At 43.4% G+C, this 17,428-nt stretch carries 17 protein-coding genes; 6 read left to right on the plus strand and 11 right to left on the minus strand.

Going from position 1 to position 17,428, the window contains the following annotated elements:
* Positions 1-261: 261 nt before the first annotated feature.
* Together epd and tkt are read right to left on the minus strand one after the other, a co-directional pair.
* Positions 262-1,281: an erythrose-4-phosphate dehydrogenase gene (gene epd / locus BM736_RS21765; RefSeq protein WP_076416172.1), complete on the minus strand. Its 1,020-nt coding sequence runs from the start codon at positions 1,279-1,281 to the stop codon at positions 262-264.
* 355 nt (positions 1,282-1,636) lie between these two features.
* Positions 1,637-3,631, minus strand: a complete 1,995-nt coding sequence (gene tkt, locus BM736_RS21770; RefSeq protein ID WP_076416175.1) for a transketolase — start codon at positions 3,629-3,631, stop codon at positions 1,637-1,639.
* A gap of 438 nt (positions 3,632-4,069) precedes the next feature.
* Here tkt and metK point away from each other — a divergent pair, with 438 nt between their 5' ends.
* Positions 4,070-5,224: a methionine adenosyltransferase gene (gene metK, locus BM736_RS21775; RefSeq protein ID WP_076416177.1), complete on the plus strand. Its 1,155-nt coding sequence runs from the start codon at positions 4,070-4,072 to the stop codon at positions 5,222-5,224.
* Between the two features lie 209 nt (positions 5,225-5,433).
* Positions 5,434-6,459, plus strand: a complete 1,026-nt coding sequence (locus BM736_RS21780) for a glucosaminidase domain-containing protein (protein WP_076416180.1) — start codon at positions 5,434-5,436, stop codon at positions 6,457-6,459.
* Positions 6,460-6,618: 159 nt separating this feature from the next.
* Here the strand turns inward: BM736_RS21780 and BM736_RS21785 are convergent, their stop codons facing one another.
* From BM736_RS21785 to BM736_RS21795, 3 genes are all read right to left on the minus strand, one after another.
* Complete coding sequence (locus tag BM736_RS21785; RefSeq protein WP_076416183.1) at positions 6,619-7,041, minus strand: VanZ family protein; 423 nt, start codon at positions 7,039-7,041, stop codon at positions 6,619-6,621.
* An 83-nt stretch (positions 7,042-7,124) separates the two neighbouring features.
* Positions 7,125-7,571, minus strand: coding sequence for a hypothetical protein (locus BM736_RS21790; RefSeq protein WP_076416185.1), 447 nt, complete (start codon positions 7,569-7,571; stop codon positions 7,125-7,127).
* A gap of 63 nt (positions 7,572-7,634) precedes the next feature.
* Complete coding sequence (locus BM736_RS21795; protein WP_076416187.1) at positions 7,635-8,189, minus strand: GNAT family N-acetyltransferase; 555 nt, start codon at positions 8,187-8,189, stop codon at positions 7,635-7,637.
* A 172-nt stretch (positions 8,190-8,361) separates the two neighbouring features.
* On the opposite strand from BM736_RS21795, the gene BM736_RS21800 reads away from it, so the two are divergent.
* Together BM736_RS21800 and BM736_RS21805 are read left to right on the plus strand one after the other, a co-directional pair.
* Positions 8,362-9,345: a GGDEF domain-containing protein gene (locus tag BM736_RS21800; protein WP_076416190.1), complete on the plus strand. Its 984-nt coding sequence runs from the start codon at positions 8,362-8,364 to the stop codon at positions 9,343-9,345.
* A 223-nt stretch (positions 9,346-9,568) separates the two neighbouring features.
* Positions 9,569-10,510, plus strand: coding sequence for a GGDEF domain-containing protein (locus BM736_RS21805; RefSeq protein WP_076416193.1), 942 nt, complete (start codon positions 9,569-9,571; stop codon positions 10,508-10,510).
* 35 nt (positions 10,511-10,545) lie between these two features.
* On the opposite strand, the gene BM736_RS21810 is transcribed toward BM736_RS21805, so the two are convergent.
* Positions 10,546-10,746, minus strand: a complete 201-nt coding sequence (locus BM736_RS21810; protein WP_076416195.1) for a hypothetical protein — start codon at positions 10,744-10,746, stop codon at positions 10,546-10,548.
* 89 nt (positions 10,747-10,835) lie between these two features.
* On the opposite strand from BM736_RS21810, the gene BM736_RS21815 reads away from it, so the two are divergent.
* Positions 10,836-11,255 carry an META domain-containing protein gene (locus BM736_RS21815; protein WP_076416198.1) on the plus strand — a complete coding sequence of 140 codons (420 nt, stop codon included), beginning with the start codon at positions 10,836-10,838 and terminating at the stop codon, positions 11,253-11,255.
* Positions 11,256-11,349: 94 nt separating this feature from the next.
* Here the strand turns inward: BM736_RS21815 and BM736_RS21820 are convergent, their stop codons facing one another.
* Entirely contained in the window at positions 11,350-12,681 is a 1,332-nt protein-coding gene (locus BM736_RS21820; RefSeq protein WP_076416201.1) for a dicarboxylate/amino acid:cation symporter, read from the minus strand.
* Between the two features lie 283 nt (positions 12,682-12,964).
* Positions 12,965-13,228, minus strand: a complete 264-nt coding sequence (locus tag BM736_RS25460; protein WP_076416309.1) for a hypothetical protein — start codon at positions 13,226-13,228, stop codon at positions 12,965-12,967.
* A gap of 363 nt (positions 13,229-13,591) precedes the next feature.
* On the opposite strand from BM736_RS25460, the gene BM736_RS21830 reads away from it, so the two are divergent.
* The gene (locus BM736_RS21830) at positions 13,592-14,035 is read left to right on the plus strand and encodes a GNAT family N-acetyltransferase (protein ID WP_076416204.1); all 444 of its coding nucleotides are present in this window, start codon (positions 13,592-13,594) and stop codon (positions 14,033-14,035) included.
* A gap of 227 nt (positions 14,036-14,262) precedes the next feature.
* On the opposite strand, the gene BM736_RS25465 is transcribed toward BM736_RS21830, so the two are convergent.
* From BM736_RS25465 to BM736_RS21840, 3 genes are all read right to left on the minus strand, one after another.
* A complete protein-coding gene (locus tag BM736_RS25465) occupies positions 14,263-14,397 on the minus strand; it encodes a hypothetical protein (protein WP_256717984.1) in 135 nt (44 codons plus the stop codon).
* Positions 14,398-14,494: 97 nt separating this feature from the next.
* Positions 14,495-15,862: an L-serine ammonia-lyase gene (locus BM736_RS21835; protein ID WP_076416207.1), complete on the minus strand. Its 1,368-nt coding sequence runs from the start codon at positions 15,860-15,862 to the stop codon at positions 14,495-14,497.
* Between the two features lie 101 nt (positions 15,863-15,963).
* Positions 15,964-17,256 (minus strand): aromatic amino acid transport family protein, encoded by a 1,293-nt coding sequence (locus tag BM736_RS21840; RefSeq protein ID WP_076416210.1) that lies wholly within the window; start codon positions 17,254-17,256, stop codon positions 15,964-15,966.
* Positions 17,257-17,428: the final 172 nt, after the last annotated feature.

Consider the following 17,428-nt stretch of genomic DNA (forward strand, 5'->3'; position numbering starts at 1 on the left):
GCCTATTCAACGGGCTTTGCCCTGTTAACACAGCCGGTTGCACAGCCAAGACGACAACCTGCGGTCTATCGCTCCGCGGACGGCGATGCCTATTCGACGAGCTTTGCCCTATAAACGAAGCGTCGTCTTAGCTCTTACAGCGAAGCACCGTCTCAGCAACTCTTACCTGCACAGCTGACACAGCGTCATCTGACCGCCATGGATGGCGGAAATGCCGATTATGCAGGAGCAATCATCGGCTTATCCTTTAGCTTTTAGCTTTTAGCTTTTAGCTTTTATCATCTCTAAACTGGTATCGAGCATACGGTTAGCGAAACCCCATTCGTTATCACACCACAATAGTAACTTAACTAAATGCCCATCACTTACACGGGTTTGAGTACCGTCTACAATGCTCGAACGAGGGTCGTGATTAAAATCACAAGAGACTAATGGCTCGTTAGTGTAGCCCAAAATTCCTTTATACAGCCCCTTAGCGGAATCACGTAATACTTGATTGACCAGCTTAATATCAACACGAGATTCAAGCGTCACTGAGACATCTATGGCGGTGACATTAATCGTCGGCACGCGTACTGAGATAGCTTCAAACTTATCTTTCATCTGCGGCAAGATTCGCTCTATTCCTCGAGCAAGCTTAGTATCGACAGGAATAATAGATTGACCAGCTGCGCGAGTACGACGTAGATCATCATGGTAGGCATCAATCACTTGCTGATCATTCATCGCTGAATGAATCGTGGTGATTGCGCCACTTTTTACTTTAAAGTACTTATCTAATACTTCTATGACAGGAACAATACAGTTTGTGGTACATGAGGCATTTGAAACCACAGTGTGTTCAGCTTTTAACTGTTCATGGTTAACACCATAAACAACCGTCGCATCAACATCACTCGATGAAGGATGGCTAATTAGAACCTGTTTAGCACCTGCATGAATATGAGCTTCACAACTTATCCTATCTGACAGTACGCCAGTTGCCTCATAAACAATATCTATATCAAGCTCAGCCCAAGGTAGGCACGTAGCATCGCTTTCATGTAATAGCTGAACGGAATCATCACCGATACACATACTATTGCCCTCAACACTCAATTCTACCGAGGGCTGAAAGCGACCATGTGTGGTGTCATATTTGGTAAGATGAAGAATTGCTTCAGGCTTTGCTAATTCATTGATTGCTACAATCTGAATCTGATCTCGCTTGCCCGATTCATAAACAGCACGAAGAATTGAGCGGCCTATGCGGCCATAACCATTAATTGCAACTCTGATCATTTCGCGATTATCATCCTATAAAAAAGCTAAGAACCTTGAAAGCTGATGGAATAGCTAAGCTCATAACGGGCGTTATTACTTCTAACATCAAGCTTGTTATCAAGAAAAAGTGTCACTTATCATGGTTCACTGCGATACCCATAACCAGCACAGAAGCAAGTATAGCTATTCAATGAAACAGGATAAAAGACCTAGCCAGCACAGTATCTAAACACATTAATGCACTGTTTTACTCTAGTTTTTGATGTAACAACGGCCTACCTTATAATGAACAATGCAATATGCACTGATAAAGGTAAGCCGTTAAATCATCACCCTAAGCAATCACCTAGGGGGCTGTTACTTTGAGAGGCGATTAAGCTAGCTCGTTTGCAACAGCAACAACATTCTCAACGGTGAAGCCGAAGTGCTTCATCAAGTCGCCACCAGGTGCTGACTCACCGAAGGTTGTCATACCGACAACAGCGCCGCCAAATCCAACATACTTGTGCCAGAAATCGACGTGAGCCGCTTCAATTGCTACACGCTTTGTCACAGAGCTTGGCAATACAGACTCTTTATAAGCGCCGTCTTGCTTATCAAACTCATTGGTTGAAGGCATAGATACTACACGCACCTGCTTACCTTGTTCAGTAAGTGCAGCAGCAGAATCAAGTGCAAGCTGAACCTCAGAACCTGTCGCGATAAGAATCAACTCAGGAGTACCAGCACAATCACTTAGTACATAGCCACCTTTCGCCACATTAGCCAACTGCTCAGCAGTACGTGCCTGTGCTTTCAAACCTTGACGGCTGAAGATTAGCGATGTTGGAGCATCACGACGCTCAATAGCATTCTTCCAAGATACAGCAGTTTCAGCTGCATCACATGGACGCCATACGTTCATGTTTGGAGTCATACGCAGGTTAGCAAGTTGCTCTACTGGCTGGTGAGTTGGACCATCTTCACCTTGACCAATTGAGTCATGGGTATAAACCCAGACGTTTTGGATACCCATCAATGCAGACATACGTACAGCATTACGCGCGTATTCCATGAACATCATGAACGTTGCACCATAGTTGATGAAACCACCGTGAAGTGATGCACCATTCATGATACCGCTCATACCGAATTCACGTACACCGTAGTAGATGTAGTTACCAGCAGGATCGTCTTGAATACCTTTAGAACCAGACCATAGTGTCAGGTTAGAACCAGCTAAATCTGCCGAGCCACCTAGCATTTCAGGTAAGATAGCACCAAATGCGCCGATTGCGTTTTGTGAGGCTTTACGACTCGCAATACCTTCAGCCTTATCTTGGCACTCTTGAATGAAAGCTTGTGCTTTTTCTTCAAAGTCAGCAGGAAGATCGCCAGTGATAACACGGCGCTTATATTCAGCAGCAAGTTCAGGGAATGCAGCTTCATATGCAGCAAACTTGTCGTTCCAGCTTGCTTCACTTGCAGCACCTGAATCTTTAGCATCCCAACCCGCGTAAACGTTTTCTGGAATTTCAAATGCAGCGTGATCCCAACCAAGGAACTCACGTGCAGCTGCAATTTCAGCATCACCGAGTGGTGCACCGTGACAATCATGGCTACCAGACTTGTTAGGCGAACCAAAACCAATCGTTGTCTTACAACAGATCATCGTTGGCTTGTCTGTTACTGACTTAGCTTCTTCAATAGCAGCACGAATTGCAGCGCTATCATGACCATCAACGTCAGCAATGACATGCCAGCCATAAGATTCGAAACGCTTAGGCGTGTCATCGGTGAACCAGCCTTCGACGTGTCCATCAATAGAGATACCGTTGTCATCCCAGAACGCCACTAACTTACCAAGACCTAAAGTGCCAGCAAGTGAACAGGCTTCATGAGAGATACCTTCCATCAAACAACCATCGCCAAGGAAGCAGTAAGTGAAGTGGTCAACAATATCGTGGCCAGGTTGGTTAAATTGTGCGGCCAATGTCTTCTCAGCAATCGCCATACCCACAGCATTACTGATACCAGCGCCTAGTGGGCCAGTCGTCGTTTCAACACCTGGCGTGTAACCATACTCAGGGTGACCCGGTGTTTTTGAATGTAGCTGACGGAAGTTTTGAAGCTCTTCAATTGGAAGTGCATAACCTGTCAGGTGAAGCAAAGAGTAGATAAGCATAGAGCCGTGGCCGTTTGATAAGATGAAACGGTCACGATCAACCCACTCTGGGTTATTTGGGTTGTGCTTAAGGAAGTCATTCCAAAGCACTTCAGCGATATCTGCCATCCCCATAGGTGCACCTGGGTGACCAGAATTGGCTTTTTGAACGGCATCCATGGTTAATGCACGGATTGCGTTAGCGAGTTCTTTACGAGATGACATGCTCTCTCCTGCTTGTTTTGAGGTCTAAGACATCGAGCGCCATTAAATAAGCACTTAAAACTTGTTCGATGCCCTACTGCAAATTTTGGAGCCATATTTTCGCCCACATAACCCATGGACGCAAACGATAATTCACCAAATCACGATATTTCCCTATAAGGAATAGGGGAAAAACCACCATATGAAAACACAGTTTTCTCAATTGCTGCTATATGACAAATATTTACCTTATTTCAATAAAGTAAATAATCTTTAGCTATGCAACTGATAACTAGAGGGTAATAACTTAAAAGCACGGCAGTTTTGTATCTTCGATGTCACAATATGAGTGATTTTTTAACGAACAGGGGTGATCAATCGCTTTTTTTGAATTAATATAGACGTCTAGATGTAGATACTTCTACACATTCAAATTGTTCAACGATGAGACTTCCCACCATGGCAAAGCACTTGTTTACTTCTGAATCAGTTTCAGAAGGTCATCCAGATAAAATCGCCGATCAGATTTCTGATGCGGTATTAGACGCAATTCTAGAGCAAGATCCTAAAGCTCGTGTTGCCTGTGAAACCTATGTAAAGACCGGTATGGTCATGGTTGGTGGTGAAGTTACGACTTCAGCTTGGGTTGATATCGAAGAGATCACTCGTAAGACCGTACGTGAAATTGGCTATATCAATTCAGATATGGGCTTTGATGCCGACTCTTGCGCAATTTTAAATGTTATTGGTAAACAGTCTCCAGACATCAACCAAGGTGTTGATCGCGCCGACCCTAAAGAGCAAGGCGCTGGTGACCAAGGTCTAATGTTTGGTTATGCCAACAACGAAACCGACGTACTTATGCCTGCGCCAATCACATACTCGCACAAGCTAGTTAAGCGTCAATCTGAAGTACGTAAAGACAAGACACTGCCTTGGTTACGCCCAGATGCTAAGAGCCAGGTAACATTTGCTTATAACAACGATGGTAGCATCGCAGGTATCGACGCTGTAGTGCTTTCAACTCAGCATTGTGACAGCGTAAGCCAAGCAGACCTTATTGAAGGTGTAATGGAAACCATTATTAAGCCTGTACTGCCGGCTAAATGGTTATCAAAAGAGACTAAATACTTCATTAACCCAACTGGCCGTTTTGTTATCGGTGGCCCAGTAGGCGATTGTGGTCTGACTGGTCGTAAGATCATCGTTGATACCTACGGCGGAATGGCTCGTCACGGTGGTGGTGCTTTCTCAGGTAAAGACCCATCAAAAGTTGACCGTAGTGCGGCTTATGCAGCACGTTACGTCGCTAAGAACATAGTGGCAGCAGGCCTTGCTGAGCGCTGTGAAATTCAAGTGTCTTACGCCATCGGTGTTGCAGAGCCAACTTCAATTAGCGTAGAAACTTTCGGTACAGCAAAAGTTGCAGAGGAGCTATTGATTGCTCTTGTACGTGAGCACTTTGACCTTCGCCCGTATGGCTTAACTGAAATGCTAGATCTGGCTCGTCCTATCTACAAAGCGACTGCAGCATATGGCCACTTCGGACGTGAAGAGTTCCCATGGGAGCGCACTGATAAAGCTGAAGCACTCAAGGCAGCCGCTAAGCTTTAAGCCTATTTAAACGATTCGTTTAAAACTAAAACCGCCTATTGGCGGTTTTTTTGTGCCTGTTACCTCTCCATACAGCGCACCAAAAAATGTCTATGAATTTTGCCCAATGCTGCTAGGTTATAAAATTCAGCTTCTATTCAGTGAGTCGACTGTACACTGCACAGCTTATTTTTATCTCCTCACCATTTAAAGAGGATCAAGGAGTAATAATGGATAGCAATATAGGGAAATTAATCCTCGCGGTCATTCTAGTTTCAACGTCACTGTATTGGGGGCTTGATAACCTAAACAGTAATATAGACAGTCAAGAAACTAACGATTCAACGGGTAAATTAAGCGTTCAACAAGATAGTCAGAGTGACGCTTTAGAGTCAGCTAACAGTAACCACCCTAAACTGGCTAAAGATATTCCTTCGATCCCAGCAAAAGATGTCGTCCTCAGCTCACTGGACGATCTTATTGCACTATTTGACTCCCTTAATTACAACACCCAAAGCTGGTTAGAGGGAAACCGTGAGGTGCCAAGGCTGACCTTCGAAGGGGTCAGTGAAAGCTGGCAACAGACGTCACATCAAATTCCTGTACAGCAAAAGAAAATGGTTTTCTTTCGTTTAATGGCGCCACTCATCTTAGTCTCCAACGAAAATATTTTACTCGAACGACAACAGATAAAATCAGCGGCTCTGACATCCACTGCACTGATTAAATTAGCCCAAAAATATAAAGTAGTAACTGACGTAAATACCCCGTTAACTGAGGGTGATAGAGCCTCATTACTACAAAGAGTCGATATCGTGCCCCCATCGCTAGTATTAGCTCAAGCAGCAGAAGAGAGCGGCTGGGCAACATCAAGGTTTACTTTAGAGGGCAATGCATTCTTTGGTCAGTGGGACTTTAGCGGCAACGGCATGATCCCTAAGCAGCAACGAAAAGAGTTAGGCAATTATGGCTTGGCACGATTTGATACACCATTAGCGTCAGTTGAAGGTTATATGCTTAACCTTAATACCAATAATGCTTACCAGAAACTGCGTTTACTTCGCGAAGAGTTACGAGATAACAATGAGGCGATAACAGGTCCTATCCTCGCAGGTACCTTAGATAAATATTCTGAACGCGGACAAGCATATATCGATGGCATCCGTGAACTGATCCGCTACAACAAGCTCGATCAGGTCGACGAAGCTTATCTAACCAATGCTGCACCACTACACCTGATAGGTAAAAATCAATAGATTAACGCTAAGGGGAGCTGTGGCTCCCTTGTTACCCTATGGTCAAAGCAAGATTATTCAGCTGCGATAAGATAATGGATGCCCACTGCTATTGAGCCTAGGCTATTGAGTCAGGGCTATTGATTCAGCGCTTAGCGCACTGCGCAGCATAGAAAACGATTATGTGGTACTAGGAGCTGAGCACCTTTTGTGGCACAAATAGCTAATAAACGTAAACATGCCAATGCCGAGCCCATCGGCTAAAATATCATAAATATCAAAGGTTCGAGTAGGAATATAGTATTGAGTCCCCTCCTCTAGAAGCACAAATACAATGACTAGCAAACTGCCTTTATAGAGTCTTGGCTCAAATGAGCGTAAAGATAGCTTGATTGTGGCAAAGTTTAACGTGAAGTTCGCGCATAGAGTAAGTAAACCAAATAGCAAGATATGACCTAATTTATCACCGTAAGGTATTGCGCCAACCAGCTCAAAGAGAATGCTATGACCCCCAGTATTTGCTGTATATATCATCCACACAATAAACATGAAGAAACTTGAGCTTATTGCATAAACGATTCTCTTACGATTTGTACGGGTCATTCCATCATCTCATGCAGTCTGATGGCGTAACTCTATCGCATATAGGTATAAAAATACTGAAGATTGAGAAAGTTTAATCGAGCCTAGCAGTGATCAAAGTGGGCATGATCCATACAGATAAATTCAATCTGCTGCAGCGTAAGCACAGGGACATCTATCTCCCTTAAACGACTTTTCTCTATACGGTCTATCTCTGTACTCTGCTCTGAGGCGTCTAATACCTGCACTTTTGCAGCATAACTTGCAGTGTTCCCACAATGGATCCAATGCCCAAGCCACTTTATACAATAGATAGGCTGATTTAACTCATTGGTTTCATCAAGGTTTGATTGTGTCTGTTCACTTGGGCCAAAAGGGCTGGCTTCATAAGCTAGCGGCCGTTCCTCTTGCTCCTGAATTTTGTTTGTAGCACTGCTTGATGAGACTAATGCAAAGACGAGCTTGAGGTTATCAAACGATGACAGAGAGACCTCTGCATAACGTTTAAGATCACGCTGTAAATTATCCACTTTTTCATTACTTGTTTGCATAAACCTAGTTCCTATAACGATTCACCAATGCAGTGACTTAGTGCTCAACTCTCAGGCTTGTGATTAATCCGTTGACGCTGCAAGTAAATAATAATCTCTATCATCAAAACTAAAAAAGTCTAACACCTGCATCGAAGCTTTATTGGTGTGAGCCGAAAATGATGCCATATTATCTTCAGCAATAAAGGTAACCATGTATCGATACTCAGGGTTAATCTGCTTTTTTATTCCATTGACTAGCAATTTAAACAGACCTTGGCCCCGATACGACTGCTTTATCCAGATAGGACCATATTGGCAGCTGTTTTTCTTAGTTAGCTGAGTATTATCGAGACTAAACTGATGTAATTTATTGAGGATATTTCTATACACTGGCCAATTTTCAAAAAATGACCAAGTTCCAGCTAAAACATAACCGACTATTTCACTAGATGCAGTGTCATCTGACTCGGCAACACATATCCAATGATGCTCAATAAGCTGCTTTAACTCAGCCTTACCAAAGGCTTGTCCGTCTAAAGACGTTTGCGCTCCAGCATTTAGCTCATCATTAAGATGCATCTGTTCCAAATCAACAAGTTGTTGAAGATCCCCTTGGTGGGCAGGCCTTATATTCATGCTTTAGCTATAACTCAACAGATAATAATAGATCCTGAATTATATACTTAATTGATATAAAAGTTACTGTTCAATAATGCTTGAAACAGCGATAACCATGGCAATTGTTTGCATAAAACCGGGATGGCTACCACACTTAGCAGATATTGAGATGACTATGCATTAGGTTCCCATGCTTCCTGAAACCGTCGATACAAGTATTAGTTTACTTGAGAGTGATAACACTCAGCTCAACTTAGTTCGTTGGATGCACCAATGTGAATTAATGAAGCGTTATTATGAAGCTGATGTCGTGTTTATCATTCAGGAAACAGGCAGCCATTTTGAGGTCATAGTCAGCTCAATAAGCAACTCTAGGCTCTTCACCACAGGCACAAGCTTTGAAAAAGATAACCTGTTATTTCAGCATTTAGTTCACTCACTTCCTGATGGTCTCAATATCGACCTATCTCAACATAGCTCGCACCCACTACCTGAAGAGCTAGCTCAAGCGAACAACCTGTTAACTAGGCCAATTCTTTGGCCTGATGGGGCTCACTTTGGGTGTATATGTGTTCTTAATGCCAAAATAACCTCATCTGCTAGTAACTCTTTTATGCTAGAGCCTTTTCAAGTATTACTGCAGCAGGAACTGACACTTTATTGCCAAACCCAACGCATTGAATCCCTCTCTATGCGTGACAGAGAGACAGGAATGCTCAATCAATATGGGTTTATTATGATGGCTCCTAGGCAACTCAGTTTAGGTCGCCGCTTTGGTGCCCACGCAGGTGTAATATTTTTCGAACTCTATTCAGTACATTCCCCCGAAATGATTGAAGAAAAGCACCATAGGTTACTTGGTAATATTATCCAAGATACAATACGAACTGCAGATATCGCCGCTCACTATAATGACAACCAGTTCGTTGTGCTGGTTTTCGTGGATTCTGAAATAGATCTGTTACACATAGGAAGGCGAGTCGACAAGCTGATTTTTCAACAAAACGAACAACTCAAAGTTGATTCCAGTTGTAACTACTTCACTCCTGACTCAACAGTAAAATTAGCCCCTATGTTAGAAGAGTCTAAAAAAGGCTTAAAGTCTGAACAACTTAAGCTTGAGCAGCTGAGGCTAGAGCAGCAAGAAAGCGAACAAGAAGCGTCAGCTTCTTAAGGCTTAAAGTTCTCAAGAACTAGCCATGTATTTCACTAAACGATGGCGACTTATACTCAAATAGTAATAGTCGAACACTCTGTTCTTTAAAATCACCGTGTTTAGATATTCTCTAACCTATAAAACTCAGTATACTAATTGTATTAACAGGTGTTACAAAACCTGCTGTTGTTTAAAACAGTGGCTAATCCCCTTTGACTTCAACCTAAGAGTGAGATGATTTATGTTACCCCAAAGCAAACAAGACACTCTTTGGCTTAGGGAGCAGGACCATGCTGCAATCAACCTACATAGATGGCAACAACAGGTAGAGTTGTTAAGCAACTTTTACCGCTCTGATATCAGTGCAATCTTGCAAGTGAATAACAGCAACTTTCAAATTGTGTCGAGTCAACAGAGCCAAGATTTTGGTCTTAAAGGTGGCTTGATTTTCCTTGATGAAAATTTATTAGCCATGATTGAAACCCACAATGGTGTAGGTCTCCTCACTACAACTGGCGCTTCTCTTAGCGGCCAACTATCTCAATTTAGGCAGGTATTGGTTGAAGTCATATTTTGGCCCGATGGTGAGCTCTTTGGCTGCGTTGTTATCTGCAATCCAAACCAGCAGAAGTTTAGAGATAAATTACGGCCATTAGTTGAAACAACCCGCTCGTTGGTTCAATCAGAGTTGAAGCAGCTGTTCTTAATGAATCAAGTAAAGATGTTATCGGTTCAAGACGAGCATACCTGCATGCTGAATAAGTATGGCTTTAGCTTAATGGCGCCTAGGCAGCTCAGCTTGAGTCGACGCTTTGGATCCCATGCGGGAATCGTTATGGTTGAAGCGATATTCGACAGCCCAAACAAAGTTAACTCGGAAACAAAATTACGCTTACTCGCTAGAATCATTCATAACAGTTTAAGAGATGCAGATGTATCGGCCAGAATTAGTGAAAACCAATTCATCATCCTCTGCTTCATCGACAATGAGTCAAATTTAGATGCGCTGGTTCTTCGCTTGAAAAAACAGTTCGCTAAAGAAGCCAAAGCGGTAAAAGTGATCACAGGGCAGAGCTACTTTGCTCCAGATATCCAAATTAGCTTAGATCCAATGCAAAACCAGGCAAGAGAAAGTTTAAACCTTAGCCGTCTTGAGCTACAAAATAACCATAAGCCACAATAACTAGTTGGCTGCCTGAAAGCTTACGGTAATCTGAGTTACTGCTTCTCTTGTGCTCTTGCCCACTGTACAAAGAGCACAATAGGAAAGGGAGAGATAAACACTAAACCAAGCCCTATTAAGCTTGAAACAGCAACCATGCCAGTAATCTCTAATGTTATATCTGTAAAAAGATAACCAACAACTCCAGCCAAAAGCATGAAGAAGCCCAGCCAATGCAATAGTTTTAATGCTTTCATTACACTTTATCCCTCAATATCGCGTTATCGCTTTTTATCTTGCCGTAAACTTGCCACAATATAAGCATAAACTTACTTGGATCCCAGCCATGTCTTTAAAATCTTTCTTAATCGCGACATCTCTTTTCGGCTTAGCCGCTTGTCAAAGCACAGTGAATGAACCACCAAAGGAGCAGCAAATTGCACTTACTGGCACATGGCAAATAGAAGCTATAGCGGGGAAAGCTGTGATTGACTACAGCCCTGCTCAGCTCATCTTTAGCGAAGATGGAAAACTCAGCGGTAATAACAGCTGCAATAATTTCTTCGGCAGCTACATAGTCGAAGGTTCATCAATCTCTTTAACCCCAGCAGGAAGCACAATGAAAGCCTGTGTTGATGCATTAATGGCTCAAGAGCAGCAGGTGATGACCAATATGCCAGAAGTCAGTTCACTCCAGCTTTCAAAGGGCAAGCTTCGCTTAAATGATAGTGAAGGAAAAACACTCTTTATAATGAGCAAAATTTAAATAAAAAAACCGCTTTTCAGCGGTTTTTTACTCTCTGCCCTAAACCCACTTTTTCAGGTACAGATCTTTACATCACAAGCTAGCTTTCACTTACTCAGCTAGTTTGTTGTCTCGTCGACTCCTGCTCTGCAGCTGAATTAGCGACTATCGCAGCACTATCTTCCGAGTTAGCATTAAAGTGGCTTTCATCAAGCTCCCCTTCAGACTTTGCAATAACCGTTGTAGCTACAAGATCGCCTGAGACATTCACGACTGTACGTGCCATATCTAATACACGATCGATACCAGCAATCAATGCAACCCCTTCAAGTGGAAGACCGACTGTTGTTAACACTAAGGTCAACATAACTAAACCAGCACCAGGTACTCCTGCGGTACCGATCGAAGCAAGCGTCGCGGTAAGAATAATCGTGATGTAGTCAACCCAAGTCAGATCGATACCAAAAGCTTGTGCAACAAATAACGCTGTCACCCCTTGATATAAAGCTGTGCCATCCATATTGATGGTCGTCCCCAGAGGCAAAACAAAGCTTGAAATCCTCTTATTGATCCCCAGCGACTCACTGGCGCACTTCATACTCGCAGGCAAGGTACCAGCAGAGCTCGATGTCGTATAAGCCACAGCAATCGCATTACTTATCCCTTTAAAAAACTGCACAGGATTTAGGTTTGCAAACAACTTAAGCACTATGCTGTAGAAGCCCACAATATGCAGGAAACAGCCTATATAGACGGCAATGACCACCTTGATTAATGGCATTAACATCTCAATACCATACTCACCAGCGACCCAAGCCATTAAGCCAAATACCCCATAAGGCGCTAACTTCATTACCATATCGGTTAGCTTATACATAGCTTCAGCTAAGCTCTCAAACACCTTAATTGCTGGTTTGCCACGCTCTCCGATAAGAACCAGTGCGATACCAAGTGCTACAGCAAACACAATAACTTGTAAAATCTTACCGCTCGCTAGTGCTGCAATAGGGTTGGTAGGAACAATGTTTATCAAGGTCTCCATTACTGTTGGCGCTTCTTTTACTGCAGCCGCAGCAAGAGGGTCGGCCTGCATCCCAAGCCCTGCACCTGGCATCATAAAATGACCAACGGCAAGGCCAAGCGTAATAGCAATTGATGTCGTCCCTAAATAGAAAGCGAATGATTTAAACCCTATGCGCCCCATCCGTGCAGTATCTTGCATCGAGGTCACACCAACAATCAGCGAGCAAAATACCAAAGGAACAATCAGCATCTTAATAGTATTAACAAACAGAGTGCCTAAAGGCTTTAATACGACAGCTTGCTCACCCAAACTTAGCCCTGTAGTAATACCTAGCAGCATACCGATAAGAATTTGAAGCCAAAGGGGGACAGACATCCATTTTGACCAGATTCGGCCAAGAGCAGACGATTTATGTTCAGACATTTTTTTACCTTGAATATAAAAGATAGGGACGTGTTTTAACGTTATTTTTTTAGCGTATTTGAAGGGAAAGGCTTATATATATCTTGTTATTTTTACCTCACCTCGAGCGGGAAGCGAGATTAGCACACCGACTATGCCTCTGAAGTGATCCTAATCATGCCCTTCAAATAGACAGCCCTCTATGTCAACAAATCGAAAAAAAGGCGAGCAGCACTAAGGAAAGTATAATATTTCCCCCTTTAAAATATGGATTGTTTATCTCTCATTCGCAGTTCTACTTTAACTACGCGTCAAACGTACCCGTTTTCTCCCGCTTATCTATCTCCATTTTATGTAGCGCTGCTGGCGGTTGCTCTCGCTCGATAAGGTAGCTCCAATAGGCATCATCAAACCCTCGAAAAAGTTGTTCTGTTTTTCCTTCAGATTTAAGAATTAACCACCACCACACAACTCCCCAGGCACCAAACGTCAGCAAAGTTAATATGAAATGAATAGGCTTATTTAACTCTACTGCACTTTTATTCGACTCCTCTACAGGTTCTCTCATATCAGCCTCAACGTCCGGGTTAAACTGTGCCTCGTTAGCAGCGTCTCTTTGCAATAGGTCCCCCTCTTTCACCACTTTTCCGCTCTGGCTCTGGATGTCACGGCAACAATCAACAGAGCGATTACCTTTTAACTTGAAAGACTTCAGATCCGAAATAGCGCTAAGCCGATGAACTCGAAATTTATAATGCTGTGATGCCATAAGTCTCTCCTTCTGGGTGTCCCTATTACTAAAAAGTCTAGCAGAGTTAGACTTTAGTCGAATAAAAAGATCGCCTCCTGATAAAAACATTCCAACCACGACTTGGGTGAAAAATGGTAAAGTGCATCACTCTAAGAATCAGGCAGTGGAAAAAGAGTCGATATGAAAATAAGAAAAGGCCAAGCATCCGATCTCAATGCGCTCGTTCAGTTTAATCAAGCGATGGCGCTTGAAACAGAAGACTTAACGCTAGATGCACGGCAACTAACAAAAGGGGTTAATACCTTACTTTCTCAACCTGAAAAAGGCTTCTACTTAGTGGCTGAAATTGACGGAGAGATTGCAGGATCTTTAATGGTAACTTTTGAATGGAGCGATTGGCGAGCGCTGGATTACTATTGGATTCAAAGTGTCTATATAAGACCCCAAAACCGTCGACAAGGCATTTACGGCAAGCTGTATCAAGCGGTAAAAGACATCGCTAAAGATAACGGTGGAGCAGCAAGCTTCAGGCTCTATGTGGAGCAGGAAAACACTAAAGCACAACAGACTTATCAGAAGTTAGGTATGGAGCAAAGCTATTACCTGATGTACGAAGAGAAATAGCGAGAGCGAACGCTTCGAGGGCGTTCGCAAGCTCACTACGAGTACGGGAACAAGTTCCCTGCTAGAGCGCTTCGCTGTAAGAAACGAGGATAAGCTAAGAAACAAGCAACAACTTATCGCTTTTGACTTACCTTTTCCTCGTAGGCCGTCCTCGCAGTGACAACGTCACGATCTCGAAGGCGCTTTCAGCCGTCCTCAAAGACCTAAGGTCGCCCTCGCAGCTATCTTTACGCGCAGATACTGGTGACTTTGATAGCTAAGCCACCTTGGCTGGTTTCACGATATTTAACGTGCATATCTTTGCCCGTTTCATAGCTTAGATACCTTGCTATCACCTTCTCTAAGCCCCATTTACAACTCAACGGTTGACCAGCTAACGCCTTAATGTCTTGATGTCTTAGGTATAAAAAAGGCCATCTAATGATGACCTCTCTCTACACTGTCTACCCTATCCACTGATTAAGCGCAGATACTGGTGACCTTGATAGCTAAGCCACCTTGGCTGGTTTCACGATATTTAACGTGCATATCTTTGCCCGTTTCATACATGGTCGCTATCACCTTATCTAAGCTCACTCTTGGCTCACTATTACGGCGCATCGCCATCCGCGATGAGTTAATCGCTTTAACTGCTGCAATCGCATTTCGCTCGATACAAGGCACCTGTACTTGGCCAGCGACAGGATCACAAGTTAAACCTAAGTTGTGTTCCATGCCTATTTCAGCGGCAATACAGACTTGAGAAGGATTCGCGCCCATGATTTCAGCTAAACCTGCAGCAGCCATTGAGCATGCCACGCCAACCTCTCCCTGACAGCCCACTTCGGCTCCAGAGATAGATGCATTGCGCTTGTATAACGAACCAACTGCAGCTGCGGCTAGATAGAAACGCGTATACTCCTGCTCACCCATAGGTTGAATGAACTTATCGTAATAGGCCATTACCGCAGGAATAATACCTGCAGCCCCATTGGTCGGTGACGTCACAACCCTGCCACCGGCGGCATTTTCTTCACTCACAGCAAGGGCGAACATATTCACCCAGTCAACCACAGCCATCGGGTCTGAACAGAGTCTTTCATTTGTCATCAGCTGACGATAAAGTGCTGGCGCACGTCTTGGTACTCGCAAAGGTCCTGCAAGCACACCTTCAGTTCGACAACCTCGTTCGATACCACTTTTCATCACATCCCATACAGCCCCAAAGCCTTTATAGATATCAGCTTCACTATGGAATACTTTCTCATTTTCCATCATAAGCGCACTAATACTCATGCCGTTTTCAGTACAGCTCTCAAGGAGTTCTGAAGCATAAGAATATGGAAATGGCACAATCACTTCGTTAGCAGCAGCTAAACCAAAGTGCTCTTCATCAACAATAAAACCACCACCCGTAGAGTAATAGGTCTTACTCAGTACTGACTTATCATCAATATAAGCATGAATAGACATACCATTTTCATGTAAAGGTAATGCATGCTGGTGAAATGTCACAGAGCCTTCAGGAAATTGAACTTGATGAGACTCAGAGCCCAGATATAACAGGCCTGTTTGCTCAATCTGTCGAATCGTCTCAGGAATGGACTCAATATCAACACTTTCAGGGCTATTTCCACCTAGACCCATCAAGATAGCGATATCTGTATGGTGGCCTTTACCAGTTAACGACAGAGAGCCATAAATATCGACACTCATATGAGTCACTTGGGTCAAATTGCCCTGCTGACGTAATTCATCGACGAACTCTTTTGCGGCCTTCATCGGCCCGACAGTGTGTGAGCTCGATGGACCTACACCTATCTTAAAAATATCAAATGCGCTAAACATATTTACCTCTTAATCCATTGAGGAGCTGACATGAGGAAGGGTCAGCAGATTAGTCTGCTGACCCATAAAACAACGATTTATTGGAGCGGGGTTAACCAGCCTTACGACAACATGCCAAACAAGATAGCAGTCATTGCAAGTAGACCAGCAATCACAACGAAGATGTTGCTGATACGACCACGGTATGCTTTAAGAGCGGGTACTTTATGAACTGCATACATAGGCATTAGATAAAGGATTGCCGCAATGATTGGACCACCAAGCGCTTCAATCATACCTAAAATACTTGGGTTAATTACCGCAACGCCCCAGATAGTGACAAACATAAAGCCTAAGATGAACTTATCGACTTGCTTACCTGAAACGTCTTTCTTACTACTTCTTAGCTGCTTGGTAATGATACCTTTCATCCCTTCTGTCGCACCCATGTAGTGACCGAAGAAAGAAGATACAATCGCAATCACAGCGATAATTGGGCCGAAGTAGCTGACGAAGCCACTCGCGTGAACATTTGCAAGGTAAGAGAGGATCGGTAGGTTTTGCGCCTTAGCTTCTGCTAGTTGTGCAGGGCTTAATGAAAGCACACAAGAGAAAACGAACAGCATCACAAAACCAACCAACATCATAGTGGTATTGCGCAAAATCACATCAGCTTTCTTTGCTGCATTTTGTCCATGCTCACGCTTCAGGGCAACAGAGAACTGCGAAATAGCCGGAGAGTGGTTGAAGGCAAAAACTAATACCGGAATCGTTAACCATACCGTACCTAAGAACTCACCAGCTTGAGGTACCTGAAGTAGCGCATCTGTCTTCCAGCTAGGAATGAGATATAGCGACATGAACGCAAGAATAGCCACCAATGGATACACGAGGAACTGAGTCACTTTTAGCATCAGTTTCTCACCTGACACCATCACCGACATCATAGCCACAATAAGTAAGCCTGAAAGGATCCAGCGTGGAGGCGATGCAAAGCCAAGCTGGTTAACAATAAAACTATCGACAGTATTGGTTATTCCGACACCATAAATAAGAACAATCGGGTAGATAGCAAAGAAGTACAAAACAGTGATGGCCTTACCGGCGCCAACACCAAAATACTCCTCAACCACATCAGTAATGTCACTCCCCTGCTTTTGAGAAGCACAAACAAAACGGGATAAACCACGGTGTGCTAAGTAAGTCATTGGCCCAATGATCAGTGCCATCATCACCAGTGGCCAAAAACCACCCATGCCTGCATTAATTGGGAGGAAAAGGATACCGGCACCTACAGCGGTTCCAAATAAACTCAGCATCCAAGTTGTATCTTTACGAGTCCAGCCTTGACTAGCCGTTGACGTTACTTGGGAGTCAGTAGAGTTGGCAGGAGAGACGCTTGTTTCATTTTGCATAAACATTACCTTTGAGGTGTTAATAACACCTTTGGTTTTGAGGTATAAACAGTAACTTCAAAAAACTTTTTATCTTCGAAGTCAGAGCAAATTTCAGGCTCAGAATATAGATCTCAAAGAGTGAAAAATTGATCTAGAACGGGGTTTTGTAATCAAATTTCAGAACTCGCTC

The organism is Shewanella sp. UCD-KL12, from assembly GCF_001957125.1.
Classification (GTDB): domain Bacteria; phylum Pseudomonadota; class Gammaproteobacteria; order Enterobacterales; family Shewanellaceae; genus Shewanella.